General features: G+C 40.4%; 10 protein-coding genes. 9 read left to right on the forward strand and 1 reads right to left on the reverse strand.

Translation table 11 applies throughout. The annotated features are described in order from the left end of the window. Nucleotides 1–29: 29 nt before the first annotated feature. The 9 genes from A3G3_RS0108640 to A3G3_RS14535 all read left to right on the forward strand — a co-directional run bounded on the left by A3G3_RS0108640 (nucleotide 30) and on the right by A3G3_RS14535 (nucleotide 7,294). Nucleotides 30–1,172 carry a DNA polymerase III subunit gene (locus tag A3G3_RS0108640; protein ID WP_156802139.1) on the forward strand — a complete coding sequence of 381 codons (1,143 nt, stop codon included), beginning with the start codon at nucleotides 30–32 and terminating at the stop codon, nucleotides 1,170–1,172. A gap of 47 nt (nucleotides 1,173–1,219) precedes the next feature. Continuing rightward, nucleotides 1,220–1,567 carry a PilZ domain-containing protein gene (locus A3G3_RS0108645; RefSeq protein ID WP_019520142.1) on the forward strand — a complete coding sequence of 116 codons (348 nt, stop codon included), beginning with the start codon at nucleotides 1,220–1,222 and terminating at the stop codon, nucleotides 1,565–1,567. Between the two features lie 199 nt (nucleotides 1,568–1,766). After that, nucleotides 1,767–2,501 carry a (d)CMP kinase gene (gene cmk, locus A3G3_RS0108650; RefSeq protein WP_019520143.1) on the forward strand — a complete coding sequence of 245 codons (735 nt, stop codon included), beginning with the start codon at nucleotides 1,767–1,769 and terminating at the stop codon, nucleotides 2,499–2,501. 155 nt (nucleotides 2,502–2,656) lie between these two features. After that, the gene (gene rpsA / locus A3G3_RS0108655; protein WP_019520144.1) at nucleotides 2,657–4,330 is read left to right on the forward strand and encodes a 30S ribosomal protein S1; all 1,674 of its coding nucleotides are present in this window, start codon (nucleotides 2,657–2,659) and stop codon (nucleotides 4,328–4,330) included. 335 nt (nucleotides 4,331–4,665) lie between these two features. Further along, a complete protein-coding gene (locus A3G3_RS0108665; RefSeq protein ID WP_019520146.1) occupies nucleotides 4,666–4,965 on the forward strand; it encodes an integration host factor subunit beta in 300 nt (99 codons plus the stop codon). Between the two features lie 118 nt (nucleotides 4,966–5,083). After that, nucleotides 5,084–5,428 (forward strand): lipopolysaccharide assembly protein LapA domain-containing protein, encoded by a 345-nt coding sequence (locus A3G3_RS0108670; RefSeq protein ID WP_019520147.1) that lies wholly within the window; start codon nucleotides 5,084–5,086, stop codon nucleotides 5,426–5,428. Between the two features lie 48 nt (nucleotides 5,429–5,476). Next, nucleotides 5,477–6,196 carry an orotidine-5'-phosphate decarboxylase gene (gene pyrF / locus A3G3_RS0108675; RefSeq protein ID WP_019520148.1) on the forward strand — a complete coding sequence of 240 codons (720 nt, stop codon included), beginning with the start codon at nucleotides 5,477–5,479 and terminating at the stop codon, nucleotides 6,194–6,196. A gap of 11 nt (nucleotides 6,197–6,207) precedes the next feature. After that, on the forward strand, nucleotides 6,208–6,939 hold the full coding sequence (locus tag A3G3_RS13515) for a histidine phosphatase family protein (RefSeq protein ID WP_019520149.1): 732 nt from the start codon (nucleotides 6,208–6,210) through the stop codon (nucleotides 6,937–6,939). A gap of 64 nt (nucleotides 6,940–7,003) precedes the next feature. Then, complete coding sequence (locus A3G3_RS14535; RefSeq protein WP_156802140.1) at nucleotides 7,004–7,294, forward strand: hypothetical protein; 291 nt, start codon at nucleotides 7,004–7,006, stop codon at nucleotides 7,292–7,294. Nucleotides 7,295–7,666: 372 nt separating this feature from the next. On the opposite strand, the gene A3G3_RS0108690 is transcribed toward A3G3_RS14535, so the two are convergent. Next, nucleotides 7,667–8,412: EF-Tu C-terminal domain-related protein (locus A3G3_RS0108690; RefSeq protein WP_026212945.1), on the reverse strand; the 746-nt coding region annotated here is incomplete at its 5' end.

Genomic DNA, 8,412 nt, shown 5'->3' on the forward strand with positions numbered 1-8,412 from the left:
CTTATTCATCAATTTATTTCATTAAACCTATGGCAAAACCACCACAAACATCACAAAATAACCGTTATCCTGAAAATCCGACCACTTATCATCCAGCTGACCCTGTTAATCAAAGCGTGATAAAAGATTGGTTATTTGCCGAATTATTGCCTTGGCAACGCACCACTTGGCAATATTTGACCGAACATTTTAATGACAATGTTAAATTACCGCACGCTTTATTAATCGCAGGCAATGCAGGGTCAGGCAAGCGAGCATTTGTGTATCGTTTCGTGGCGTGGGCTTTTTGTCAACAAAAATCGGCTAGTAGCGAGACTGCTTGTGGTAAATGTGATAGTTGTCAATGGCTGATTGCCAACACGCATCCCAGTCTGTATCAAATTCCAAGTTTGGCAAGTGTGGATGAAATCGAAAAAAAACCGAAAAAAACCAATCAGTTACAAGACCAAAGTCCTGTACAGCAACACCCAACGTTAATCAAAATTGACGATATTCGCCAACTGCAACCCTTTGTGCAACAATCAAGCGACGGCGTGCGAATTGTGGTTATTCATCAAGCTGATAGCATGACGCTTGGGGCAAGTAATGCCTTGTTAAAAACCTTGGAAGAACCTGCCCCTAACGTGCTATTGTTTTTGATTAGCGACACGCCTTCGCAACTTTTACCGACCATTCGTTCTCGCTTGCAGTCCTTTAACGTCAGTGAAATTGAACCTGAACAATCATTGGCTTTTATGCAGCAACAACTACCAGAAACCAGCCTGGTTGATTTAAAACAAGTCAATCAAATGTCAGGATTTGCCCCCTTTGTGGCAATGGATATGCTCCACAGTGACTGGTATCGGCAACGCCAAATTTGGCTAAATAGTTGGCAAGCGGTGCGGTCGGGAAATCGTGGCGTTATCCAAGCCAGTGATTATTGGCAAAAAACTTTGAGTTTGAGCGATTTTTTATATTTATCCCAACTTATGTTGGTTGACATTGGCAATACGGTCAGCGATTTGCCTATATCACAGTTGGATATTCAATTTGACAAACTGCAACCAAAACCTGATTTAATGGCGATTTTGCACTTACAAAACGTGATTAACCAAATTTGGCTAGACAAACGGCAACATATCCAAGATAAATTATGTTATGATAAGCTGATAAATGCCTTGCAAATGTGTTAAAATAGCCTAATTTTTTTTGAAGACTTTTTTGTAAAAGGAAAAATCCTATGGCAATGCCTACCCGTGGTGGTATTACCACGATTAATTATGACACCGTTGAAAAACTGTACGCTTGCTATATGCCGTATATGCAAAACGGTGCGATTTTTGTACCAAGCAACCAAGAACAAGAAATGGGGGCTCAAACCTTCGTAACCATTACCCTACCGGGTAGTAGCGACCGTATGCCGTTAAATGGTAAAGTGGTATGGGTGCATCACCGTTCACAAGGCAGTCGCCCTGCAGGTTATGCCCTACAACTGGGTAAAGATGAAGCAGGCTTACGCATTAAACACGAAATTGAACGTTTGTTGGCAGGGCAATTAGACTCGGCAAAACCGACCTTTACGCTGTAATTTTTTTTGCCAAAGTTTTGATAAATTTTCGCTAAAAAATACAAAAACCTTGGTAGTTGCTAAAAATTATGCTAAAATAGTCTGATTTTTAGCAATTTTATCAAGAATTTGCACGATTTTTTGAAAATATTTATTGTTAAAAATAAATATCATAAACAAAATTTAACTAATCCAACTTAATCACTCAACCTATTCATTAATGCCAAATCAATATCGATCTACTCCAAACACAGTCCCAATTATCACCATTGACGGCTCTAGCGGTTCAGGTAAAGGCACACTGACGGCTCGTTTGGCAGGTGAGCTTAATTATGCGATGTTGGACTCAGGGGCATTGTATCGGATTGTGGGATTTATGGCACATCAGCAAGGTTTGCTAGACATTACGTTAGACGCTAATTTAAGCGAATATACGTTAGCCGAATTAACCAAAAGCCTTGATATTCATTTTGACAAAGCCAAAGCCAATTCTGAACATATCAGCGTGATTGTGAATCAGCAAGATATTAGCGGTGCCATTCGTACCGAAGAAGTCGGCGAATATGCGTCAAAAGTGGCGGTTTTCCCCAAAGTGAGAACCGCATTGTTAGATTTACAAAAAAATATGGCAGTCGGTGTCAAAGGCTTGGTCGCTGATGGGCGAGATATGGGAACGGTGGTGTTTCCTGATGCGGTGTTAAAAATTTATTTGGTGGCATCGGCACAGGCTCGGGCAGAACGTCGTCAAAAACAGTTATTACAGGCAGGAAAATCGGCAGATTTTGCCGAGATTTTGGCACAAATTATCGCTCGTGATGAGCGAGATAGTTGTCGAGAAGTCGCCCCTGCCAAACCTGCCGATGATGCGATTGTGATTGACAGCTCGGTGTTAGATGCTGAACAAGTGTTTGCCCAAGTTTGGCAGTTATGTGCAGAGCGTGGGTTAACAAATTAATTTTTTGTGGTTTTGGAATTGACAAAATCATTTTACAAGATTTATCCGTTTTTTTTGATTTTTTATTAACTGTAAAACCAGCGATTTGTTAGTAAAAAGTCATCATTTGAACCGTACTGTGCTGGACAGGCTACGGCTATATAAAGGTAATTTTTATGATGGAATCATTTGCTGAACTGTTTGAAGCAAGCCAAAAATCGTTTCAAGTAGAACGTGGCGCGGTAATCACTGGTACCGTGGTTGCGATTGACACTGACCGTATTATTGTAGATACCGGTCTAAAATCTGAAGGTGTGATTGACCGTGCAGAGTTCTTGAACGAAGCGGGTGAGCTTGAAGTCGCGATTGGTGATGAAGTACAAGTGGTTGTTGATTCAGTTGACAATGGCATGGGTCAAACGTTGCTATCTCGTGAAAAAGCAAAACGTGTAGAAACTTGGAGCGTCCTAGAAAAAATCCATGAGAATAATGAGATTGTTACAGGTCTTATCTCTGGTAAAGTTAAAGGTGGTTTCACCGTTGACATCGGTTCAGTGCGTGCATTCTTGCCAGGTTCACTGGTAGATACTCGTCCAGTGCGTGATACGGCTCACCTTGAAGGCAAAGAGCTTGAGTTCAAAATCATCAAACTTGACCAAAAACGTAACAACGTGGTGGTAAGTCGCCGTGAAGTGATGATGGCAGAAAATTCAGCAGAACGTGAAGAATTGCTATCTAACCTAGAAGAAGGTCAAGAAGTGGTTGGTGTGGTGAAAAACCTAACTGATTACGGTGCTTTCGTCGACCTAGGCGGTATTGATGGTCTATTGCACATCACGGATATGGCATGGCGTCGTATCAAACACCCATCAGAAGTGGTGGAAGTCGGTCAAGAATTAAAAGTAAAAGTATTGAAATTTGACCGTGAGCGTAACCGTGTTAGCCTAGGCTTGAAACAACTAGGTACTGACCCATGGCAAGACGTGTTAAACAACTATCCAAAAGGCACGAATGTAAAAGCTCGTGTAACGAACTTGACAGATTACGGTTGTTTTGCTGAAATTGCTGACGGTATCGAAGGTCTTGTTCACGTTTCAGAAATGGACCACACCAACAAAAACATCCACCCATCAAAAGTGGTACAAGTTGGCGATGAAATCATGGTTCAAATCCTTGATATTGACGAAGAACGCCGTCGTATTAGTCTAGGTATCAAACAAACCATGCCAAACCCATGGGAAGAGTTTGACAAAAAATACGCCAAAAACGACAAAGTAACAGGTACTATCAAGTCAATCACTGATTTTGGTATCTTTATTGGCTTAGAAGGTGGTATCGACGGTTTAGTTCACCTATCAGATCTATCATGGACTGAAAATGGTGAAGAAGCAATCCGTAACTACAATAAAGGCGACAGCGTAGAAGCTCAAGTATTGTCTGTAGATGCTGAAAACAACCGTATCAGCCTAGGCATCAAACAACTTAACAGCGACCCATTCAATGAGTACGCGTCAAGCAACGAGCGTGGTACAATCGTTAAAGGTAAAGTGATTGAAGTTGATGCCAAAGGTGCAAAAGTACAACTAGCTGAAGAAGTTGAAGGCTACTTGCGTGCATCAGAAATTCAACAAGACAAAGTAGAAGATGCTTCTACCGTGTTGAGTGTGGGTGATGAAGTTGAAGCAAAAATTACAGGCGTTGATCGTAAATCACGTTCAATTAACTTGTCAATTAAAGCCAAAGACGAAGCAGAACAACGTGATGCGATTAAAGCATTAAGTGCAAACAACACAGATGCACAACCAAAAACTATTGGTGATTTAATTAAAGAACAACAAAACAACCAATAATGAGTGATTTGTTCTGTTAACTGATTTATTCGGTTAAAAAAGGCGACCAAAAAGCAATTAGCGATTTGGTCGCTTTTTTGTTGGATTAAACTGCTAAAACCTGATAAAATTTTTGGCTTAAGGCTTGTTTTTTATCGCTTTTTTGGTAATTTAATCAAAAAAATAGAGTAAATCGGTTTGGCTTTTGTTATAATGTGCATATAACGTAATAAAATGTAAAGTTTGGTTACCGTATATTTTACGAAAATACCAATCATCATGTTTGGCAACACCAAATAACGATAACAGCATTCATCATTGACTTGGTAAAAATGGTGTGTGAATAAAGAGGTTCTATGGAAAAAGTGATTAATAAATCAGACTTGATTGATAAATTATCAACTGAATGCCGTCAATTATCTGAAACCACGATTGAAGAAGCGACAAAGCAACTGCTTAATTTAATGACAGATACGCTCGCCAAAGATGGACGTGTAGAAGTACGTGGTTTTGGCAGTTTTAATTTGCACCACCGCAACCCAAGAACCGCACGCAACCCAAAAACAGGCGAAAAAGTATCTGTAGAATCTACCGCTATTCCGCATTTTAAACCTGGTAAAGCATTGCGTGAAGCGGTGAACAAAGATAATACTTAAGTTATTTTTTTGTAAGCAAATATAAAAGAGGCGATAAAAAAATCGCCCTTTTTTTTGGAAAAATCGTATAATAGCAGTAACATTTCTCATTTTAAGTTATTTTTAAAAAGGACAATCCATGCGTTATTTGATTGCGATTTTATTGTTTATTGTGTTTGCTTACTCGTTAATGTTGGTGCTAGTAAATAGTGCCCAAACCGAAGTGAACTTGATTTTTAGCCAAGTGCCACAGATGAATTTGGGTTTGTTGTTAATTATTTGTATTTTGCTTGGTGTAATTGGCGGTGTATTACTGTCCATTATTTTGTTTAAAGTGGTACAAATTAGGCTGGAAAATCAACGACTTAACAAAGAACTTAGCCAAACTCAGGAAAAATTATTGCAAACCCAAAGTAATCTTGAGCAACATTTAAACCAACATCAAGATACAGGGCTACCGATTGATAGTTTAAAACAGCCCTAATTGTTAAAAATTATTAACATTTTTTCGCAATAAATAGAAGGAAAAAATATGGTAACTTCACCGATTATCGTGGCGTTCGATAATATGAATGAGCATGGGGCGTTGGCGTTGGCAGATAGTCTTGACCCCACGTTATGCCGTGTCAAAATTGGCAAAGAGCTGTTTACCAAATATGGTTCAACAATTATCACCCAGTTGCACGCCCGTGATTTTGAGATTTTTTTGGATTTAAAATTTCACGATATCCCGAACACCACCGCCCAAGCGGTTTTAGCGGCTGCTGATATGGGTGTTTGGATGACCAACGTTCATGCAAGCTGTGGCAAAACTGCCATGCAAATGGTGAAAAAGCGTTTGGTTGAGCAGAATTATCAAACTTTGGTGATTGCGGTAACCGTGCTAACATCAATGTCAGAGCAAGATTTGCAAGATATTGGCGTATCAGACAGTGTAGAAAATCAAGTGAAACGTTTGGCAAATTTAACCCAAGCATCAGGGCTAGATGGCGTGGTGTGTTCGGCTCAAGAAGCCCAATTCTTAAAACAGCATTGTGGTCAAGATTTTTTGTTGGTAACCCCAGGTATTCGTCTAGCCGATGATGATAACAATGACCAAACTCGCATTTGCACACCAGCACAAGCGATTGCCAACGGTTCGGATTATTTGGTGATTGGGCGTTCTATTACCAACGCCCCCAATCCGACCGCAAAATTGCAACAGATTTTGGCAACGCTCAAGCACTCAACCGATAATTTCCAAAAAAATTAGGAAATTAAGCCATGCGTATCAAAGTCGCCCCTGCACCTGCTCACTTACCACCAAGCATGATTGAGTCGGTAAAATTATTACCCAAAAATGCCCGTTTGATTTTATTCACACGGCATTCGTTGCGTGAGCGTTCCGATAAAAATGGCTTTGCCAGTTATGCCTTGCCACTGACACCGAGTGGACGGATATTGGCCACGGCTTGGGGGCGTTGGCTTGCCACACATTTGGATTATTCCATGGATGTGGATAGCATTAGCAGTCCCATTCAACGCTGTATTGATACGGCGATTTTGATGCAAGAAGGAGCAGGGATTAGCCGAAATGTGTCGCATCAGTCATTATTGGTTGAGCCGGGGAGTTTGGTGGTTGAACCTGAAGCGGTGGGCGAAATTTTTAAAGAAATCGGTGCGTTAAATTTTATCAATCGCTTTTTGGCAAAAGAACTTGTCGGCACAAAATCCCCCGAACAAGGCGGTTTGGATTTGCTGGATTTATTTTATCATCATCAACCTGAGCATGGACATTTGTTGCTTGCGGTCAGTCATGATACCTTGCTGGCGGCATTTTTGGCGGTGATGATGGGGGTAAAAGAAATTGATTGGAATGATTGGCCAAAAATGATGGAAGGCGTGTTTTTTTGGTTTGATGATAAACCATTTGAGCAGGCAAAAGTGCATTTTATTTGGCGTGGTAAAGTTTATGAACGGTTGTTGCTGGATTTAATCCCAAATGATAATAAGTAATGAATAAATAAAGGATTTAAGCGTGTCAAAAATTATTGGATAAACGGGGATTATTGTCGTTTGGTTGTCAATCTTAACAGGTTACGATTTTATTCTTGACAAAGAAAAACCTGTGATTTATGAAGAGATAAGATTGCCAGATGCGGTGGACGGTCAGACTTATTATACTGAGATTGAATTACCGCATGATGCGAATTGGAGCAGTACCAGTATCATGGAAGTGTTTCCCAATCGTTACGCCACGATTGAGATGAAACAGACGATATCATCGCGATTAGCCACGCACCAACTTACCATGATGATGAAAAAATATGGGTATTGTGCTATATTTGCATACATCCAGTGGTGGTGGTAGTGCTTATCAACCCTATAGAATGGCATTAACCTTTGAAGTGCATCCAGCCAAAGCCAAATTATTAGAATTATGTCAAAAAATTGAGCATCCTTTAGGCACAAGTTAAGAGTGCAATAAATACCATGAAATCATTAAAGCAAGACTAGAAAAAGGTTATGCCTGTAAAGAGATGCACCCTGAAAAATGTAGCTTAGAAAAATATCTTGATTCGGTAACCATTAAAAAAACTTTAAATCCTTAGAGTTTTTCAAAAGTATTCCCAAAACTTAAAGATACTTCAAACTCATCCTATAAAAAAAGAGCCACCTAAGCGACTCTTTTTTGGTTTGGTATTACCAAATCACCGATAACCTTACGATTACCCAGTTATTTTTATTCGGTTACTTTAGCAACAACACCAGCACCGACAGTACGACCACCTTCACGGATTGCAAAGCGTAACCCTTGGTCCATTGCGATTGGGTGGATTAATTCTACTGCCATTTCAACGTTATCACCAGGCATTACCATTTCGGTACCTTCTGGTAGGGTGATTGCACCTGTTACGTCAGTGGTACGGAAGTAGAATTGTGGACGGTAGCCATTTAGGAATGGGGTGTGACGTCCGCCTTCTTCTTTGCTTAGTACGTATACTTCTGCGTCAAATTTGGTGTGTGGTTTGATTGAGCCTGGTTTTGCCAATACTTGTCCACGTTGTACTTCTTCACGTTTTGTACCACGTAGTAATACACCACAGTTCTCACCTGCACGACCTTCGTCTAGCATTTTGCGGAACATTTCTACACCGGTACAGGTGGTTTTGATGGTTGGTTTGATACCAACGATTTCAATTTCTTCACCTACTTTGATGATGCCTGATTCTACACGACCTGTTACGACAGTACCACGTCCTGAGATTGAGAATACGTCTTCAATTGGCATTAGNAATGCTTTGTCAATGGCACGTTCTGGTTCTGGGATATAGCTGTCTAGCGTGTCTAGTAGTTCTAGAACTGCTGGTTCGCCGTATTTGCCGTCACCGCCGTTTAGGGCTTCTAGAGCTGAGCCTTTGATAATTGGGGTGTCGTCACCAGGAAAGTCGTAAGAAGATAGTAGTTCACGTACTTCCATTTCTACGA

Origin of the sequence: Moraxella boevrei DSM 14165, from assembly GCF_000379845.1 — a bacterium.
GTDB classification, from domain to species: Bacteria; Pseudomonadota; Gammaproteobacteria; order Pseudomonadales; family Moraxellaceae; genus Faucicola; species Faucicola boevrei.

What these genes read in the sequence shown, in the direction of transcription:
- A3G3_RS13515 (WP_019520149.1), top strand. Translation starts at nt 6,208, where the DNA reads ATGCGTATCAAAGTCGCCCCTGCACCTGCTCACTTACCACCAAGCATG.
- A3G3_RS0108645 (WP_019520142.1), top strand. Translation starts at nt 1,220, where the DNA reads ATGGCAATGCCTACCCGTGGTGGTATTACCACGATTAATTATGACACC.
- A3G3_RS0108670 (WP_019520147.1), top strand. Translation starts at nt 5,084, where the DNA reads ATGCGTTATTTGATTGCGATTTTATTGTTTATTGTGTTTGCTTACTCG.
- A3G3_RS0108640 (WP_156802139.1), top strand. Translation starts at nt 30, where the DNA reads ATGGCAAAACCACCACAAACATCACAAAATAACCGTTATCCTGAAAAT.
- cmk (WP_019520143.1), top strand. Translation starts at nt 1,767, where the DNA reads ATGCCAAATCAATATCGATCTACTCCAAACACAGTCCCAATTATCACC.
- pyrF (WP_019520148.1), top strand. Translation starts at nt 5,477, where the DNA reads ATGGTAACTTCACCGATTATCGTGGCGTTCGATAATATGAATGAGCAT.
- A3G3_RS0108665 (WP_019520146.1), top strand. Translation starts at nt 4,666, where the DNA reads ATGGAAAAAGTGATTAATAAATCAGACTTGATTGATAAATTATCAACT.
- rpsA (WP_019520144.1), top strand. Translation starts at nt 2,657, where the DNA reads ATGATGGAATCATTTGCTGAACTGTTTGAAGCAAGCCAAAAATCGTTT.